Genomic DNA, 15465 nt, shown 5'->3' with positions numbered 1-15465 from the left:
AGTGATTAGATGAACAGAGTAAAAGTTGACTTGCAATGTCCGTATTGTGGATTTTGTAAGATTTTAAAAACAGCACCATACAAAAAAGCTATCAGTTGCCCAACGTGCAAACAACCAGTATTTTTGAGCTGGGCAACTGGTATTGAGGGTGAACTTGATGAGTATGGATATTATTTCTACGCTTATGAGCCTTTCAATATTCGTAGGATTAACAAAGAATTTGAAGATGTGTTTGGTGGATTGCCATCGAATATTCCTTATAAAATTAAGACTAGAGGAGAGTAATATGACATACAATGAAATGATTTTAACAGTGGTAGCAGGAGTATTTGCCTGCTGGGCAGGTTTTGTGACAGCCCATGCTAAGGAGAAAATTAGACAGTACAAGGAAAAAGTGAGCTATTATCAGCAACCAGATACGCAAGTGAAAATTGCTCAGCATGTAGTGAAGAATAATTGGTTACAGAATGGTCAAGAGGTATTCAAATGAAAGTTTTTGACGGTGCCAAAATGCGTACTATCCGTAAAGAGGCAGGACTTACGCAGTATGATCTTGCTCCTATGGTTGGTATATCTCAAAATCGGGTAAGTGACATTGAAAGAAACGTTACAACACCCACCATTGGTGAGATTGATGCCCTGGCAGATGCTCTAAAAACCCAAGTTTCAGCGTTTTTGAATGATGAAACAAAGATTGAGGTAATTGCTAACACTTTCACCAAGAAGAAAAAGGACACAGAGCAAAAAGAGTGCTTTGAAAGTGTCAAAATGGATAGCTCGTCAGAACAGCTAGAGCTATTTGTCGATGATGCTCTGATAGGTCGTGACTTAACAGGCTATATTCTTATCAGGGCAGAAGTTTATAAAGAGTTGTTAGAAAATCAGAAACGCTTGCAGCAGTTGCAAAGTTTTTTGAAATGAGGAGGTCATGAGTGAAATTTGAGCTTATAAACGACCATTTTGAGAACTCCAAGAGGTATAACATACCGAGGGCACAGCTTATCATAGCGGATATTCCGTATAATTTAGGAAATAACGCCTATGCGAGTGACCCACGCTGGTATAAAGATGGGGATAATGCTAACGGAGAAAGTAAGTTAGCGGGAAAATCATTTTTTGATACAGACAATGATTTTAAAATCAATAATTTCTTTGATTTTTGTAGTCGCCTTTTGAAGAAAGAGCCAAAAGAAAAGGGCAAAGCCCCAGCTATGATTGTTTTTCATGCTTGGCAGCAACGTAATATGGTCATAGAATGTGGAAAGAGACATGGATTCGGCAATGCTTATCCACTTTATTTCACAAAGAAATCTAGTCCACAAGTGCTGAAAGCTAACATGAAGATAGTTGGTGCTGTTGAAGAAGCGACTGTGTTGTATCGTGACAAGTTGCCGAAATTCAACAATGGAGGTGCAATGATACTCAATCATGCACCATGGGAAAAGGACAGCTCCTACTCAGTCATTCACCCAACACAAAAACCTATCCCTGTTCTAAAAAGATGATTGAAATTTTTACAGATGAGGGTGATGTTGTTATCGATCCAGTAGCAGGTAGTGGTTCAACTTTAAGGGCTGCTATTGAGATGAATCGTGATGCTTATGGCTTTGAAATTAAGAAAGATTTTTATAAAAAGGCTAAGGAGCAAATGTTATCAAGCTACCAACCCAGCTTATTTTAAAACTAATGACTATCAAACAACAATTTTTGATTTTTTGGAGGAAATAGACAATGACTAAAACCAAAAATACAGTAGCATCTGAAACGATTGTGGACAACTTGAAAAAATTTACGGATGAATTGCATCAAACAGCAACAAAGGCGATGGTTGAGAGCCTTATTGTAAAAGATGAGGAGTGTTTTGTACTAGCCAATTTTACTCACAACATTTCACATGCCTTGATTGATATTTTACAAGGTAAATCAGAGACTGAGGCTCTTGAAAAAGTCTTTAAAGATGATGAGGATGAAAAGGAGGATGGCGATTTTAATAAGAAATTTTGGGGATTGCTCCAAAAAATCGGTCAGGGATTGATGGAGGAGTGATATGCAGCTATTTTTAAAACTTGTCTTAATCAGTGCTTGTTTGTTTTTATCTCTTATCATAGGTTATGCTGATAAGCAGTCCTTTAAGGCCAACAGAGTAGAAAAGATTGCATGGCTCCTGGTTGATGCTTATATTCTAATTTTGCTTTATGCAGTTTATAGATTGATAGGAGGGTAGAGTGAAGAAAATAAAATCAGTTCTAACAACTTTTACAAATACTTATATCATCTTCTCCATTCTAATAATGCCTGTTCTTATCCTATACAAAATGGAGCAGCTAGATAAAAAATTGGAGCGTTCTAAAGTGATTGTCTATAATGTGGACAATCGTGGTGGCCTAATGGATAGTGTGGGAAAGGTGACAGGTAAGCAGATTATTGAAGGTCATTATACTATCACAATTGGAGCTTATGGTAAGTTTCTTGTTACCAAGGAGCAGTACGATAGTATAAAAGTCGGAGACGATGCCCCAGAGTATTTGAAGAAAAGGGGAAGTTGATGCTGTAGAAGAAAACATGTTGAATAAAGAGAGTACAATGTGTGATGTTTCTGATATGGCTGAACCTTGCAATACCTTTGATGAGCTGAAAGAGGAATTGATAGATTATTTTAGATTGGATGAATTGTAAATTATGACCAAAAAGAAAATAGAGCGCCTATCGGTTATCCACCGTAAAGAAATCAATTGGCTCAAGTGGTATTTTTTGAGGGATAAGAGAAATCCACAAAGAACAATACTAGAGCAAAAGATACATGAGGCTTTCTTAAAAAATAATATTGAGCAGTCTATATTTTTGGTTAATCTGAAAACAGTCACAGATGAGTACATCCAAAAATCAGACCAAAAGATGTTGAAAGCGATAAAAGAGGTTTATGTTTACGAGAACATCAATGTAATCGGTGCTTGTCAAAAGATTCTTTATCTAAGCTCTAGCCCAGCTTACTCTTATATCAATAAGTGGTTTGATGATTACTTTATTTCTACTTATAAACATATTCCGTTAGGGAAATAACCGTAAAAAGACCCTAACCTATGTATCTATAATCAGGGTACATAGGTTTTTTTATTAGGGGGATAACATGGATAATCTCAGTATTAAATATGTGGATATAAGATCTATAAAACCATACCACAGAAACGCCAGACATAATGACGGTGAGGCGACAGAAAAGGTGGCAGCCTCAATCAAGGCTTTTGGTTTTCAGCAACCAATCTTAGTTGATGATAACAATATCATTATCACAGGTCATACGAGGCTCAAAGCGGCGCTTTCTTTAGGAATTGATAAAATACCAGTAGCTCATGCAGTAAATCTCACAGAGGAGCAGATAAAGGCATATAGGCTAGCTGATAATAGAGTAGCAGAATATTCAACATGGGATAAAGAACTTTTGACTATCGAGATGGGAGAGTTTGAAACCATTGACATGTCACAGTTTGGCTTTGAGTTAGAAATAGCAGGGCTAGACTTTGGCACAGATGCCGTTGATGAGGAATTACCCAACGATGACGAGGATGTCGAGGATAGCAACAAGGAATTTCACAGGCAGACCACCATCAATCAGTACAATTTATATGATTACGATGAGACACGCACCTCAGGTCAGTACAACATGCCTACCCTTGAGCCAGTTGACCATATACCACGCACCTTGCAAGGTTTCAACTATATCCTCAATAAGCCAGATTACACGGCGGGAGTGCATTTTTTCCTAGATGATTACCAATTTGAACGAGTTTGGCAACGTCCAGATTTTTACATTGAAAAGTTAACATCTTTCCCTTGCGTGTTAACACCAGATTTTAGCCTTTACTTAGATATGCCAGTTGCTATGCAGGTCTGGAATATTTACCGCTCACGATTGATTGGCCAGATAATGCAAGATTGGGGTATTACAGTTATTCCAACGGTATCATGGGCTTATGAGAATAGTTTTGATTTTTGCTTTGATGGTTTGCCCTCAAATGGAACGTTAGCGATTAGCACTATCGGAGTTAAGCAAAATAAGGAACAATTAGATATTTGGAGAAAAGGAGTTGATGAAATGATGAAACGATTATCCCCTAAACGTTTATTAGTTTATGGTGGTAAGGTTGATTATGATTATCAAGATGTCGAGGTACTTTATTTTGACAATGCAACAACGGAACGAATGAAACAAGGAGGTAAGAAATAATGGGTGGACGTGGAGCAAAGTTAAAAAATACAAGTGCAATCGCTAAATTAAGGCAAGCTATTAAGCAAGGTAAGACAGGGGATTCTAGTAAATCTAACAGTAACCTTTTTGATAGATCTGGTGAAAATAAAAGATTTAGAGATGCACAATACCGGAAAGAGAATATTCCTAGAAACTCTAAGCGTTTTATTTCTAAAATTGAAAGAAATCTTGCTGATGGGGTACACGGTGATATTTTTGAGCCTTACACAATAGCTAAGTGGGCAGACAAACAAGGTCATAGAAACCTTAATAATAAATCTCCACTAGAGCAATTAGGTATTGTAAAAGCATATGCTCGAACACACAATACAAAGATACTTTCTCAAATGAAGGATTCTAATTGGTATTGGTGGTAATTCTTGTAAACATTGAAAGAGGTGTAATACATGGGTGGCAGAGGGGCAAGCTCTGGAATGAGCAAACAGGGGAAGAAATACGGTACAGAGTATGAAACTTTGCATATCGATGGAAATATAAAATTTGTTAGATATAAGGGCGGTAATGCTAAAACTCCTATGGAGACAATGACTAAAGGGCGAATTTATGGCACAATAAGTGAAACTGGTGCTTTAAAATCTCTGACATTTTATGACAGTAGCAACAAAAGAAATAAGCAGATTGACCTTGAGGGTAGAGTACATTTGGTTAATGGTATCCGAACTCTGCCACATACCCATAAAGGATATAATCATGATGAATTAGGAACAACTGGACTATCTAAAAAAGATATAAGAATAGTTGTTAAAGCTGTAAATTCTTGGTATAATAGAGGTAAGAAATAGGAAAGTAGTTTAAAACGCTAAAACATGGTATAGTACACGTTAACACTGATGGAACTGGTTTGTATTTTAGTGGGGTAATGGCTTACTTGTATAATGAAAGGGAAGCAGGTTCTATTATCAAGATGGCGGTTGGAGTCCGTTCGCCTATTTATTACAGCACCCCCAACGGGTGCTTTTTTGTTTTATGTGGAAAAAATCCGTAAAAATACCCCTTTTTTATAACCTATACTGAAATCATGAGTAGTAATACTTGTGATTTTTTTGTTGGAAAGGAGGTCATAAATTGCCGAGAGATGGAACAGAGAATTTAAAGCCGATGAGCCAACGAAGCAAGGACGAAGCTAGGAAACTTGGTTCTAAAGGCGGTAAGGCATCAGGTAAAGCCAGACGAAAAAAAGCAGACCTCAAAAAAGCAATGGAGACCTTACTAGCATTAGATGTCACAGACAAGAATATTAAAAAGCAGCTAGAAGATATGGGTATGGATGCTAGTAATGAGGCCTTACTAGCATTTGCCACGTTTCAACAGGCTGTGAAGGGCAATCAGAAAGCCACAGAGAACATCATTAAGCTAACTAACACCAAAGATAAGTACGACATCCAGGAACAAAGAGAGCGTATCAAATCGCTCAAGTTGGATAACAAGGAGCGTGAGAGTATCAGCTTAGTTGAGGATGAAAAAATAATAGTGGCTGATAGATGGGAGGCAGAAGATGAAAATAGTTAATATCCAAGATAATGTCAATCCACATTTCAAGAGTGTTTGGGTATCTAAGAAACCCTATAACATTCTAAAAGGAGGGCGAAATTCTTTTAAGTCATCGGTTGTTGCACTTAAATTGGTTTATATGATGATTAAATACATCATAAAAGGGGAACAAGCTAACGTGGTTATTATCCGCAAAGTAGCTAATACAATCCGTGATAGTGTGTTCAATAAAATTCAATGGGCGTTAACCATTTTTGGTATTATGGGTCGATTTAAAACAACTGTTAGTCCATTCAAAATTATTCATAAAAAAACAGGCTCAACATTTTATTTCTATGGACAGGATGACTTTCAAAAGCTGAAATCAAATGACATTGGTAATATTATTGCGGTTTGGTACGAGGAGGCGGCAGAGTTTCACAGCCAAGAGGATTTTGACCAATCCAACGTAACCTTTATGAGGCAGAAACACGCTGATGCTGACTTTGTGCAATTCTATTGGAGCTATAATCCGCCAAGAAATCCTTATAGTTGGATAAATGAGTGGTTTGAGGGAATGAAATTGCAAGATGATTATTTGTGTCACTCTAGCACCTATCTTGATGATGAGCTAGGCTTTGTTACTCCTCAAATGCTGGCAGACATCGAGCGTATCAAGGCAAATGATTTTGATTATTACCGTTACCTTTATTTAGGTGAGGCGGTTGGTCTGGGAAATAATGTTTATAATATGACCACGTTTCACGCTATCAAGGCTTTGCCAAGTGATGATAGGCTTATTGGTATTTCATTTGCCCTAGATGGTGGACACCAACAATCAGCCACCGCTTGTTGTTCTTTTGGTATCACAGCTAAAGCCAAGGTAATCTTACTTGATACTTGGTATTACAGTCCAGCAGGTCAAGCAGTAAAGAAAGCCCCTAGCCAATTATCACAGGATATTAACAGATTTATACAATCTGTTATCAGCAAGTATAAAGTACCTATTTTGCAGTACACCATAGATAGCGCAGAGGGAGCATTGAGAAATCAGATGTATCTTGATTTCGGTATTCGTTGGCATCCAGTGGCTAAACTAAAGAAAGTGACAATGATTGATAGTTTTCAATCACTGTTGGCAGAGGGGCGTTTTTATTACTTTGATATTGAGAATAACAAGGTATTTATCGAGGAGCATAAGATGTATCGGTGGGATGAAAAGACTATCCAATCGGATAACCCCAATGTCATTAAAGACGATGACCACACATGCGATGTTGCCCAGTATTTTGTATTAGATAATGCTAAGATACTTGGTTTACGCGTGGGTCATTCATAAGGAGGGCAACAATGAACTTAATACAGAAAGTAAAGGACTTTTTTAATCGTGGGAGGTATAACATGGAAACATCACATTTAAACAGTATCTTAGACCATCCAAAGGTAGCTGTCACACCGTCAGAATTTAGCAGGATAAAGCACAATCTAAGCTATTATCAATCTAAGTTTGATGATATTGAGTACATCAATACAGATGGCGATAGAAAACGTAGAAAGATGCAACATTTACCAATCGCACGTACAGCAGCTAAGAAGATTGCTAGCTTAGTTTACAATGAACAAGCAGAAATCACAGCAGAAGATGAAACATTAAATGAGTTTTTGAATGATATGCTGGGCAATGATAGGTTCAATAAAAACTTTGAACGGTATTTGGAGAGTGCCTTGGCACTTGGTGGACTTGCTATGCGGCCTTACGTTGATGGCGATAAAATCCGCGTGGCATTTATTCAAGCACCCGTATTTTTGCCATTACAAAGCAATACTCAGGATGTATCAAGTGCCGCTATCTTGACTAAGACAATCAAGACAGAAAACAGAAAGAATGTGTACTATACACTTGTTGAGTTCCATGAGTGGGTAACACCAGATGGGCAAGAAGTAGGCAGTACGAAAGATAAGAGCCTATACCGTATCACGAATGAGCTTTATAAATCAACATCAGATAGCTCATTAGGGGAGCGTGTGCATTTGAATGAATTATATCCAGACTTACAACCAGTAACACCAATTCAAGGATTGTCACGCCCATTATTCACCTACTTAAAAACGCCCGGCATGAATAACAAAGACATCAATAGCCCATTGGGCTTATCTATTTTTGATAATGCTAAGACAACCATTGACTTTATCAATCGTACTTATGATGAGTTCATGTGGGAGATTAAGATGGGGCAAAGGCGTGTGATTGTGCCAGAGCAGCTCACACAATTAAAGGTGCAGGATAACCAAGGGAATATCACTTTTAAACGCCGCTTTGATATTGAGCAGAACGTGTATATGCAAGTTGGGGCAGGAAATATGGATAGTGGGGGCATTGTTGACCTTACAACACCTATTCGATCATCAGATTACATCTCAGCTATTTCAGAGGGGCTTAAACTTTTTGAAATGCAGATTGGGGTATCTAGCGGCATGTTTACCTTTGACGGTCAGGGGGTCAAAACAGCAACAGAGATTGTCAGTGAGAACTCTGATACCTACCAAATGAGAAATAGCATTGTTGCACTTGTTGAGCAATCTATTAAAGAACTTTGCGTGTCTATGTGTGAGCTTGGTAAGGCTGTTGGTATTTATAAGGGGACTATCCCAGAACTGGATGATATTTCTGTCAATCTTGATGATGGGGTGTTTACTGATAGACATGCAGAGCTTGATTACTGGATGAAGATGGTAGCGGCTGGATTTGCGACACAGAAAAGAGGAATTGCCAAGACCCTCAACATCACAGAGGAGGAGGCGGAGAAAGAACTTGCTGAAATCAATGGCGAATTACCACCAGAGAGTGATATAGAGCTTGCTCTATACAGTAAAGGTCAACAAAATACAGTAGGAAACAGTAAAGATACAGTAGAGAGAGAAGATGATGCCAAAGTTTAGAAAGAAACCAGTTGAAATCGAGGCTATAAAATGGACAGGTGACAATTTTGGTGAGCTTATCCAGTTTGCTAAAACTGATATTTGGTTTGATGATTTAGGTACACTCTGGATTGATACACTAGAGGGCGATATGATAGCTAAAAAAGGTGATTATATTATCAAGGGTATTAAAGGTGAGTTTTATCCATGTAAGCCAGATATTTTCAATGCAACCTATGAGGTAGTTAGCGAGGCTTAACTATGAGTGATACAAAGAAACGCCCAACCATCAATGACCAGCAGCTTTCTTTACAAATGCAAGGTGTATCTGATATATACGCTAAGATGCAAATCGAGCTATTTGATAGCATGATTAGACGACTTAAAGAGCGTGGCAATGCTGACCTTGCTGAAAATCCCTATATCTGGCAATTAGAAAAGCTAAATGATATGCACATGCTCAATGAGGAAAACTTGAAAATCATTGTTGAGCGTACAGGGATTGCCGAAAGTCTTTTGAGAGAGGTTATCGAGAATGAGGGGCTGAAAGTCTATCAAGATACGAAGGAGCAACTAGAGGAAGAATTGCATCGGTTATCTAGTGACGAGGTTAGAAATGGTGTGACGGATGCCTTAGAGGCTTATACACGACAAGCTATTAGCGACCTTAATCTTATCAATTCCACTTTGCCAGCAAGCATACAGGCTGTTTTTAAATCAGTAGTAGAGCAGACAGTGGCACAAGTGGTAGCTGGTACTAAAACAAGCGATAGAGCCTTGCATGATACCATCATGTCATGGCAGAAAAAGGGCTTTACTGGTTTTACAGATAGTGCTGGCAGAGAATGGCGAGCAGATAGCTATGCTAGGGCGATTATTAAATCCACTACTTATAAGGTCTATAATGAAATGCGGACAAGACCAGCAGAAGAACTGGGGATAGATACCTTTTATTACTCAATCAAATCAAGTGCTAGGGCTGCTTGTGCTCCATTGCAAGGTAAGATTGTTACAAAAGGAACTGGTAGGACAGAAAAAGGTATGACCATTTATAGCTTGCTAGATTATGGTCTAGGCACTGCTGGTGGTTGTTTAGGTGTTCATTGTGGGCATTATCTGACACCGTTCATTGTGGGCGTGAACACTATGCCAGACTTACCAGATTACCTAAAAGACCTCACGCCAGAGCAAGCAGAAGAGAATGCAAGGCTTGAGGCTAAACAAAGAGCAACGGAAAGAGCTATTAGAAACCAAAAAGAACGCTTGCATATTGCAAAACAATTGGGAGATGATGACCTAGTTACCCTAGAACGCTTGAAATTGCGTAATTTGCAAGGAAAAATCAGAAATCTTGTTGATAGCCATGATTTTTTGAGCCGTGATTATACAAGGGAGCGGTTATTTTCAACGCCGACATCTTATAATGTCAATAAGGCTGAATTAGAGTATAAAAAAGCGGTTTTGGTTAAGCGTAGAGAGTTAAAAAATGGTATAATTGGGGTACAAACAGTAGATAATTTGACGATTAAAGGCATATCAGAACATATTGCCGAACGAGCCATTGAAAGAGGTGGCACTGTCCAAACGATGCTAGATGCTTTATGTTATCCATTAGAGGTAACAACTGTAAAATATGACGAAAAGGGACAGCCTTCCAAACAGTATAGAGGGGAAATTTCAACAGTTGTTGTTAATCCAGATACTGGTAATGTTATTTCTACTAATCCAACACGCAGAAATATTAGAAAAAAATATGGAGTTTATAAGAATGAAACTAAATAGCATTTTCTCAAGTTCAGAATTTGAAAAAATTAACAAGTATCTATCTAAATGGGAATATACTAGAGAATATTCGGAAGATGAAATAGATATTTTTGATGAGGAGCTAGAAAATTTAAATCAAGAACTTGGATATGAAACGAGTTTAGGTATTTTTATCTCGGATATGATTTATAAACTGAGAAGTAATCCACAATATTAAAATAACTTGGTATTGATTGCACCTAGAAAAATCTAGGTGTTTTTTGTTGTCTTAAAAACCGTAAAAAATCCCATTTCATCTAATGTAAACTGAAATAGTAAATAATATTTGCTTTTAGCGGGAGTTATCCGCTCAAAAAAGAACTAAGGAGGTACAAATGGCATTTACAACAGAGGCGTTACAAGAATTTGGGTTGACGAAAGAACAGATTAAAGATGTATTTGCTTTACATGGTAAAGACTTAAATGCTGTTAAATCGGAACTTGAGACAGCAACCCAAGAGCGAGATAGCCTTAAATCACAGTTGCAAAACACGGAGGCACAGCTTGATACATTGAAAGCAGATGCAAATACAAGTGCTGAGCAGAAAGAGGCTCTTGATAAATTGCGAGCTGAATATAACAAGTTTAAAGCTGATGCGGCTGCTGAAATTGCACAAACTAAAAAGGTTAATGCTATCAATCTTGCTTTGAAAGATACCACCGCACACAATCCATCAACCTTGATGAAGTTTATTGATGTTGATGCCGTTGAACTTGATGAAAATGGCACGCCTAAACTTGATGACATTATCACAGGTTTAAAGGAAAGTGACCCCTATCTTTTTAAGTCAGATGATGATAGCACACCTAACCCAAACATTGTACCGCCAGGCAATCCAGCCGCTAGCGGTGCAGGAGTATCAGACCCATTTCAAGCAATTATTGATGGGTACAAATAAGAGAAAGGAGATTACAAATGTCAGGTAATCAAAACAATCCTGTACGTCGCTACGAAAAGCAGTATGCAGGAATTTTACAAACAGTTTTTGGAGTGCGTGCAGCCTTTACAGGAGCTTTAGCTCCTATTCAAGTGATGGATGGAGTACAGGAAAATTCTAAGGCATTCTCATTGAAAACAAATAGTACACCTGTTGTCATTGGCACTTATGCAACAGGAGCTAATGATGGAGGTTTTGGGGATGGTTCTGGAGCTAAATCACGCTTTGGGAAATTGACGGAAATCAAATATGACAATACAGATGTTGAGTATGATTATACGTTGGCAATCCATGAAGGACTTGATCAGTACACTGTCAATAATGATTTGAATGCAGCTATTGCAGACCGTTTGAAATTGCAATCAGAGGCACAAACACGCCAAATGAATACACGAATTGGTAAATTCTTGTCTGATAGTGCTGGTAAAACGGAAGCACTTGCTGATTTTGCGGAAGATAAGGTCAAGGCCTTGTTTAACAAAATAAATGCTTATTACATCAATCAAGAAGTCACTGCCTCTATCACTGTTTATCTTCGCCCAGAGCTTTACAATGCCATTATTGATATGACAGCCAACACCTCCGCAAAAGGGTCTAGCGTATCTATTGATAATAATGGACTTGCTCGTTACAAAGGATTTACTTTGGTTGAAACACCAGCACAATATTTTGCAACAGGGACTCTGGCTGTATTTTCTCCAGATGGCATTGTTATTCCTTTTGTTGGTATTTCAACAGCTCGTACGATTCAGACAGAAGATTTTGACGGCGTGAAATTGCAAGCAGCAGCTAAAGGCGGAACTTTTGTGCTTGAGGACAATAAAAAGGCAATTGTCAAAATCACTGGTTCAATTGTGGACTAATAGAGAGGAGATTATATGCCAATTTATACAGCTACTAAAAATCTAGTTTTTTCAAGTTTAGACAAGGAAGTCATCGTAGGTGAAACGATTGAACTTGATAAAGATTATGCGGATAAAGTCAATGAAAATCTCAAGCTAACTTTTCCAGATGTTTCTGCTGTCTTAGTTCCTGTGGATGAGGTGTTGCAAGAAAAGCCTCCTAAAAAGTCTCCACGGAATAAGAAAGTAGAAGCTGCACCAGAAGTGGCAGAAGATGGCGAAACAGAATAAGGGGTGTTTAGCCCCTTTGTGATAAGGAGGTTATCCATGACTTATTTAACACAAGATGAGTTTGTCGAGATGGGATTTGATGAGGTCACAGACTTTGACAAGTTAGGCAAGCGTGCCAAAATTGCGATTGATTTATATACTAATGGATTTTACAACGAGGTGAAATTTGAGGAGGATATAGACTATCGTAAGAAGGCTGTTAAGCTTGCTATGGCCTTTCAAATCGCTTATCTGGATGTCTCTGGTGTGATGACCGCAGATGATAAGCAGTCTATGACGAGCTTATCTATTGGTCGAACGAAGATTGATTATGGTCGCTCTTATCAAGGAGTAGCAGGTCAGCTATTTAACTTATCGCTGGATGCGGAAAACGCCCTAAAACAAGCTGGATTTAGCTTAATTGTGGGGGTTGATTATGATCGATAAGCGTTTATTACAAGATGTTGTGACAGTTCGTAAGATTGAAGGAAAAGATGATTATGGAGATGTAACGTATTCTGAGCCACTGGATATTAAACCAGTAAGGTTTGATAGGTCAGTGGCTATTACAGGGACTAACAACTCTAAAATCAGGCAGAAAGCAGGTGTTGTTTACATTTACCCTAAGTTTGTGAGTGTGACAGTCGATGATAGTTGGCTGGGTGCAATCGTAAATGATGGGGTGCGTGATTACCTTGTGACAGGTTATCAATCCAATTACCTTAATGGCAAGATTTTTAGTTATGAAGTTGAGGTTACTTAATGGCCGATGTCAGAGTGGCCGTTGACTTAGCAGGAGTGGAGAAAAAAGTATCTCCCCAAGCTATGCAACGTGGCAAAATTGCCGCAGGTAACGAGGCTTTGCTGATTATGGATAGCTCTGTACCTCTTAGGGCTGGCGGAGGAGCATTAAGAGCCTCTGGGCGTGTAGAACCTAATGGGGATGTGAGCTATAACACAGTTTATGCCAGAGCACAGTTTTACGGTACTAATGGGATTGTTGTTTTTAGGAAATATACGACCCCTGGTACTGGTAAGCGATGGGATAAACCGTTAAAAGCAAATATAGAAAAACTGAAAAAAGCAGCTATTAAAGGAATGGGTATTAGATAATGCAAAACAACAAAAACTTTCAAGAGGTGCTACTAGCCCACATTAACAACATCAAGGATATACCGCTTAAAGCAAGGCTAGATTATTTTGAGGATAATCAAGATGATTTAGTCATCAATGCTTTGAGTGGGGGCATTATTGAAAAAGAGTATATGGATGGTACTAGGGAGGTATCACTACCATTTGAAATTGCTGTAAAGAGTAAGACAAATGCAGTAGCTATTGATACCATTTGGCTCATCAATGGTGATTTATCATCATTTGATATTGAACTACCTAGTAGCGATAACTCTTATACTTTCCTATCGTTGAAGGTGGATAAGCCTGGTATCAACGGTAAGGATGAACAAGGTTACTTTGTTTATTCTATGCAAGTAATCGCAACATTAGAAATTACAGGAGGATGAATAGATGGCTCGTATGAAAAATGCGAAACGCAAACATGAGATTGCGCCGTTTGACCCTAAAAATCCAATGGTTGAACCAACAGGGGATGCTTGGAAACGCCTAGCTAAGTACATTGAAACTATTGACGATGAAACAGATGAAGATACGGACGATACTGGATACTATGACGGAGATGGTACGCCAGAAGAAACGGTATTATCTGTTGTAGGTGGCTACTCATTTGAGGGACTGTTTGATCCAGAAGATGCAGCACAAGCCATGATTGCAGCGATGAAGTACAAGACAGGCGATGCCCGCCGTGTATGGCATCGAGTGACTAGCTCTGATGGTAAAAAGACCTATACACAGGTTGCCAATGTATCTGAAATCAAAGCTGGTGCAGGAGATGCAACAGCTTATGAAGAATTTGGTTGCACGCTCAAATGGATTAAAGAGCCTGTTGAAAAAGGTATTGGAGGATAACCATGGCAAATATTTTTAATCTCAATGGCAATGATGATGTTATGATTTTTAACCTTGGAGATCTCAGGTTAGAATTTCAACCGACAGATGAAAAATCAAAGGAACTTTCAGACAAGGCACTTGAGCTAAAAGAAAAAGCAGATAATGTTACAGAGGGTGATGAGTGGGAAAACCGCCGCACTATTAAAGAGCTGTTAGATGATTTCTTTGGGGTGATGTTTGATACGGATGTAACAGAGAAAATCTATGATGCAGCTGGTAAGAATACTTGGAGTTATCTCAAGATATTCTTACAGATTGCGGATGCGGTCATAGATGTTAAACGAAAACAAGAAAACGATGAAACATTTAAGAAGTATCTTGCTGAATAATGTTTGATATTTCCAAAAAAATGGATGACAAGCTGGTACTGAATGATAAAGAGTATCAGCTTTTATTGTCGTTTGATAGGGTCTTATGGGTTTTTGATATGTGGGGAAACCAAGCTATCCCACCAGAGTTAAAACCAAAACTAGCTTTAGCCAAACTAACGGATGATATGACTTTTAAGGATATGGAAACATTGGAGGCTTTAGAGCTTTATACAGAAGTCTTTGAAAATCATTTACAGGTTACTAGAGCTATCGATGAGGTTGATAGGTATGACATTGAGGGAAATGTGATGCCTAAAAAGCCTAAAGATAACCTAGATAGCGATGATAAGCCCTTGTTTAGTATCAAATATGATGGTGAGTACATTTTTTCATCGTTTATGCAAGCCTATCACATTGATTTGATTGAACAACAAGGTAAATTACATTGGCAGAAATTCAACGCTTTATTATCTGGTTTACCAGATGGTACAAAGTTTGTTGAAGTCATGAAAATTAGGGCTTGGAAACCATCCAAAGGGGAAAGCCCTAAAGAAAAACAAAGAATGCGTGAGTTACAAGAACAGTACGCATTGCCGAATTTTTAACAGAGAAAGGAGGGT

General features: G+C 38.3%; 24 protein-coding genes and 2 pseudogenes. All 26 read left to right on the top strand.

Annotated elements, in window-relative coordinates; translation table 11 throughout:
• The first annotated feature begins 9 nt into the window (after window positions 1–9).
• The 26 genes and pseudogenes from BFM96_RS01390 to BFM96_RS01265 all read left to right on the top strand — a co-directional run bounded on the left by BFM96_RS01390 (window position 10) and on the right by BFM96_RS01265 (window position 15450).
• Complete coding sequence (locus BFM96_RS01390) at window positions 10–285, top strand: hypothetical protein (RefSeq protein WP_068989398.1); 276 nt, start codon at window positions 10–12, stop codon at window positions 283–285.
• Window position 286: 1 nt separating this feature from the next.
• Entirely contained in the window at window positions 287–490 is a 204-nt protein-coding gene (locus tag BFM96_RS01385; protein ID WP_068989396.1) for a hypothetical protein, read from the top strand.
• The gene (locus tag BFM96_RS01380) at window positions 487–921 is read left to right on the top strand and encodes a helix-turn-helix domain-containing protein (RefSeq protein ID WP_068989394.1); all 435 of its coding nucleotides are present in this window, start codon (window positions 487–489) and stop codon (window positions 919–921) included. The genes BFM96_RS01385 and BFM96_RS01380 overlap by 4 nt, the downstream gene beginning before the upstream one ends.
• An 11-nt stretch (window positions 922–932) precedes the next feature.
• Window positions 933–1681, top strand: a pseudogene (locus BFM96_RS01375) (DNA-methyltransferase).
• Between the two features lie 50 nt (window positions 1682–1731).
• Entirely contained in the window at window positions 1732–2046 is a 315-nt protein-coding gene (locus BFM96_RS01370; RefSeq protein ID WP_068989392.1) for a hypothetical protein, read from the top strand.
• A 245-nt stretch (window positions 2047–2291) separates the two neighbouring features.
• On the top strand, window positions 2292–2546 hold the full coding sequence (locus tag BFM96_RS01365) for a DUF1372 family protein (protein WP_068994096.1): 255 nt from the start codon (window positions 2292–2294) through the stop codon (window positions 2544–2546).
• A gap of 133 nt (window positions 2547–2679) precedes the next feature.
• A complete protein-coding gene (locus BFM96_RS01360) occupies window positions 2680–3060 on the top strand; it encodes a hypothetical protein (RefSeq protein ID WP_068989388.1) in 381 nt (126 codons plus the stop codon).
• A gap of 67 nt (window positions 3061–3127) precedes the next feature.
• Entirely contained in the window at window positions 3128–4225 is a 1098-nt protein-coding gene (locus tag BFM96_RS01355) for a DUF4417 domain-containing protein (RefSeq protein ID WP_068989385.1), read from the top strand.
• The gene (locus BFM96_RS01350; protein ID WP_068989382.1) at window positions 4225–4623 is read left to right on the top strand and encodes a hypothetical protein; all 399 of its coding nucleotides are present in this window, start codon (window positions 4225–4227) and stop codon (window positions 4621–4623) included. Before BFM96_RS01355 ends, BFM96_RS01350 begins: the two co-directional genes overlap by 1 nt.
• Before the next feature lie 30 nt (window positions 4624–4653).
• The gene (locus BFM96_RS01345) at window positions 4654–5049 is read left to right on the top strand and encodes a hypothetical protein (protein WP_068989379.1); all 396 of its coding nucleotides are present in this window, start codon (window positions 4654–4656) and stop codon (window positions 5047–5049) included.
• Between the two features lie 283 nt (window positions 5050–5332).
• Window positions 5333–5776, top strand: coding sequence for a KGG domain-containing protein (locus tag BFM96_RS01340; RefSeq protein ID WP_068989377.1), 444 nt, complete (start codon window positions 5333–5335; stop codon window positions 5774–5776).
• Window positions 5763–7076: a PBSX family phage terminase large subunit gene (locus tag BFM96_RS01335; protein ID WP_068989375.1), complete on the top strand. Its 1314-nt coding sequence runs from the start codon at window positions 5763–5765 to the stop codon at window positions 7074–7076. The genes BFM96_RS01340 and BFM96_RS01335 overlap by 14 nt, the downstream gene beginning before the upstream one ends.
• A gap of 11 nt (window positions 7077–7087) precedes the next feature.
• On the top strand, window positions 7088–8677 hold the full coding sequence (locus BFM96_RS01330) for a phage portal protein (RefSeq protein WP_083201719.1): 1590 nt from the start codon (window positions 7088–7090) through the stop codon (window positions 8675–8677).
• Window positions 8661–8915, top strand: coding sequence for a hypothetical protein (locus BFM96_RS01325; RefSeq protein WP_373283960.1), 255 nt, complete (start codon window positions 8661–8663; stop codon window positions 8913–8915). Before BFM96_RS01330 ends, BFM96_RS01325 begins: the two co-directional genes overlap by 17 nt.
• A gap of 2 nt (window positions 8916–8917) precedes the next feature.
• Window positions 8918–10060, top strand: a pseudogene (locus BFM96_RS01320) (phage minor capsid protein); the annotation flags it as partial.
• A 364-nt stretch (window positions 10061–10424) separates the two neighbouring features.
• On the top strand, window positions 10425–10637 hold the full coding sequence (locus tag BFM96_RS01315) for a hypothetical protein (protein ID WP_068989372.1): 213 nt from the start codon (window positions 10425–10427) through the stop codon (window positions 10635–10637).
• A 157-nt stretch (window positions 10638–10794) separates the two neighbouring features.
• Entirely contained in the window at window positions 10795–11358 is a 564-nt protein-coding gene (locus BFM96_RS01310) for a phage scaffolding protein (protein ID WP_068989369.1), read from the top strand.
• Window positions 11359–11375: 17 nt separating this feature from the next.
• Entirely contained in the window at window positions 11376–12260 is an 885-nt protein-coding gene (locus tag BFM96_RS01305; RefSeq protein ID WP_068989366.1) for a phage capsid protein, read from the top strand.
• Between the two features lie 15 nt (window positions 12261–12275).
• A complete protein-coding gene (locus BFM96_RS01300; protein ID WP_068989363.1) occupies window positions 12276–12530 on the top strand; it encodes a hypothetical protein in 255 nt (84 codons plus the stop codon).
• A gap of 36 nt (window positions 12531–12566) precedes the next feature.
• Window positions 12567–12956 (top strand): hypothetical protein, encoded by a 390-nt coding sequence (locus tag BFM96_RS01295; RefSeq protein WP_068989360.1) that lies wholly within the window; start codon window positions 12567–12569, stop codon window positions 12954–12956.
• Entirely contained in the window at window positions 12946–13272 is a 327-nt protein-coding gene (locus BFM96_RS01290) for a putative minor capsid protein (RefSeq protein WP_068989357.1), read from the top strand. Before BFM96_RS01295 ends, BFM96_RS01290 begins: the two co-directional genes overlap by 11 nt.
• Window positions 13272–13622 carry a minor capsid protein gene (locus tag BFM96_RS01285; RefSeq protein WP_068989354.1) on the top strand — a complete coding sequence of 117 codons (351 nt, stop codon included), beginning with the start codon at window positions 13272–13274 and terminating at the stop codon, window positions 13620–13622. The genes BFM96_RS01290 and BFM96_RS01285 overlap by 1 nt, the downstream gene beginning before the upstream one ends.
• On the top strand, window positions 13622–14029 hold the full coding sequence (locus BFM96_RS01280; protein WP_068989353.1) for a minor capsid protein: 408 nt from the start codon (window positions 13622–13624) through the stop codon (window positions 14027–14029). Before BFM96_RS01285 ends, BFM96_RS01280 begins: the two co-directional genes overlap by 1 nt.
• Window positions 14030–14033: 4 nt before the next feature.
• Window positions 14034–14492, top strand: a complete 459-nt coding sequence (locus BFM96_RS01275) for a phage tail tube protein (protein WP_068989350.1) — start codon at window positions 14034–14036, stop codon at window positions 14490–14492.
• A gap of 2 nt (window positions 14493–14494) precedes the next feature.
• Complete coding sequence (locus tag BFM96_RS01270; RefSeq protein WP_068989347.1) at window positions 14495–14863, top strand: hypothetical protein; 369 nt, start codon at window positions 14495–14497, stop codon at window positions 14861–14863.
• Window positions 14863–15450, top strand: coding sequence for a Gp15 family bacteriophage protein (locus BFM96_RS01265; protein ID WP_068989345.1), 588 nt, complete (start codon window positions 14863–14865; stop codon window positions 15448–15450). Before BFM96_RS01270 ends, BFM96_RS01265 begins: the two co-directional genes overlap by 1 nt.
• Window positions 15451–15465 lie beyond the last annotated feature (15 nt).

It is taken from the genome of Streptococcus himalayensis (assembly GCF_001708305.1).
GTDB lineage: Bacteria > Bacillota > Bacilli > Lactobacillales > Streptococcaceae > Streptococcus > Streptococcus himalayensis.
Note: the sequence above shows the minus strand (reverse complement) of the source record. Positions and strands in the feature narration are given on the sequence as shown.

Coding starts and splice junctions, on each gene's coding strand:
- BFM96_RS01285 (WP_068989354.1), top strand. CDS start 13,272: ATGGCCGATGTCAGAGTGGCCGTTGACTTAGCAGGAGTGGAGAAAAAA.
- BFM96_RS01355 (WP_068989385.1), top strand. CDS start 3,128: ATGGATAATCTCAGTATTAAATATGTGGATATAAGATCTATAAAACCA.
- BFM96_RS01365 (WP_068994096.1), top strand. CDS start 2,292: ATGCCTGTTCTTATCCTATACAAAATGGAGCAGCTAGATAAAAAATTG.
- BFM96_RS01390 (WP_068989398.1), top strand. CDS start 10: ATGAACAGAGTAAAAGTTGACTTGCAATGTCCGTATTGTGGATTTTGT.
- BFM96_RS01325 (WP_373283960.1), top strand. CDS start 8,661: ATGATGCCAAAGTTTAGAAAGAAACCAGTTGAAATCGAGGCTATAAAA.
- BFM96_RS01345 (WP_068989379.1), top strand. CDS start 4,654: ATGGGTGGCAGAGGGGCAAGCTCTGGAATGAGCAAACAGGGGAAGAAA.
- BFM96_RS01370 (WP_068989392.1), top strand. CDS start 1,732: ATGACTAAAACCAAAAATACAGTAGCATCTGAAACGATTGTGGACAAC.
- BFM96_RS01270 (WP_068989347.1), top strand. CDS start 14,495: ATGGCAAATATTTTTAATCTCAATGGCAATGATGATGTTATGATTTTT.
- BFM96_RS01275 (WP_068989350.1), top strand. CDS start 14,034: ATGGCTCGTATGAAAAATGCGAAACGCAAACATGAGATTGCGCCGTTT.
- BFM96_RS01310 (WP_068989369.1), top strand. CDS start 10,795: ATGGCATTTACAACAGAGGCGTTACAAGAATTTGGGTTGACGAAAGAA.
- BFM96_RS01300 (WP_068989363.1), top strand. CDS start 12,276: ATGCCAATTTATACAGCTACTAAAAATCTAGTTTTTTCAAGTTTAGAC.
- BFM96_RS01350 (WP_068989382.1), top strand. CDS start 4,225: ATGGGTGGACGTGGAGCAAAGTTAAAAAATACAAGTGCAATCGCTAAA.
- BFM96_RS01335 (WP_068989375.1), top strand. CDS start 5,763: ATGAAAATAGTTAATATCCAAGATAATGTCAATCCACATTTCAAGAGT.
- BFM96_RS01380 (WP_068989394.1), top strand. CDS start 487: ATGAAAGTTTTTGACGGTGCCAAAATGCGTACTATCCGTAAAGAGGCA.
- BFM96_RS01360 (WP_068989388.1), top strand. CDS start 2,680: ATGACCAAAAAGAAAATAGAGCGCCTATCGGTTATCCACCGTAAAGAA.
- BFM96_RS01295 (WP_068989360.1), top strand. CDS start 12,567: ATGACTTATTTAACACAAGATGAGTTTGTCGAGATGGGATTTGATGAG.
- BFM96_RS01385 (WP_068989396.1), top strand. CDS start 287: ATGACATACAATGAAATGATTTTAACAGTGGTAGCAGGAGTATTTGCC.
- BFM96_RS01330 (WP_083201719.1), top strand. CDS start 7,088: ATGAACTTAATACAGAAAGTAAAGGACTTTTTTAATCGTGGGAGGTAT.
- BFM96_RS01305 (WP_068989366.1), top strand. CDS start 11,376: ATGTCAGGTAATCAAAACAATCCTGTACGTCGCTACGAAAAGCAGTAT.
- BFM96_RS01280 (WP_068989353.1), top strand. CDS start 13,622: ATGCAAAACAACAAAAACTTTCAAGAGGTGCTACTAGCCCACATTAAC.
- BFM96_RS01265 (WP_068989345.1), top strand. CDS start 14,863: ATGTTTGATATTTCCAAAAAAATGGATGACAAGCTGGTACTGAATGAT.
- BFM96_RS01315 (WP_068989372.1), top strand. CDS start 10,425: ATGAAACTAAATAGCATTTTCTCAAGTTCAGAATTTGAAAAAATTAAC.
- BFM96_RS01290 (WP_068989357.1), top strand. CDS start 12,946: ATGATCGATAAGCGTTTATTACAAGATGTTGTGACAGTTCGTAAGATT.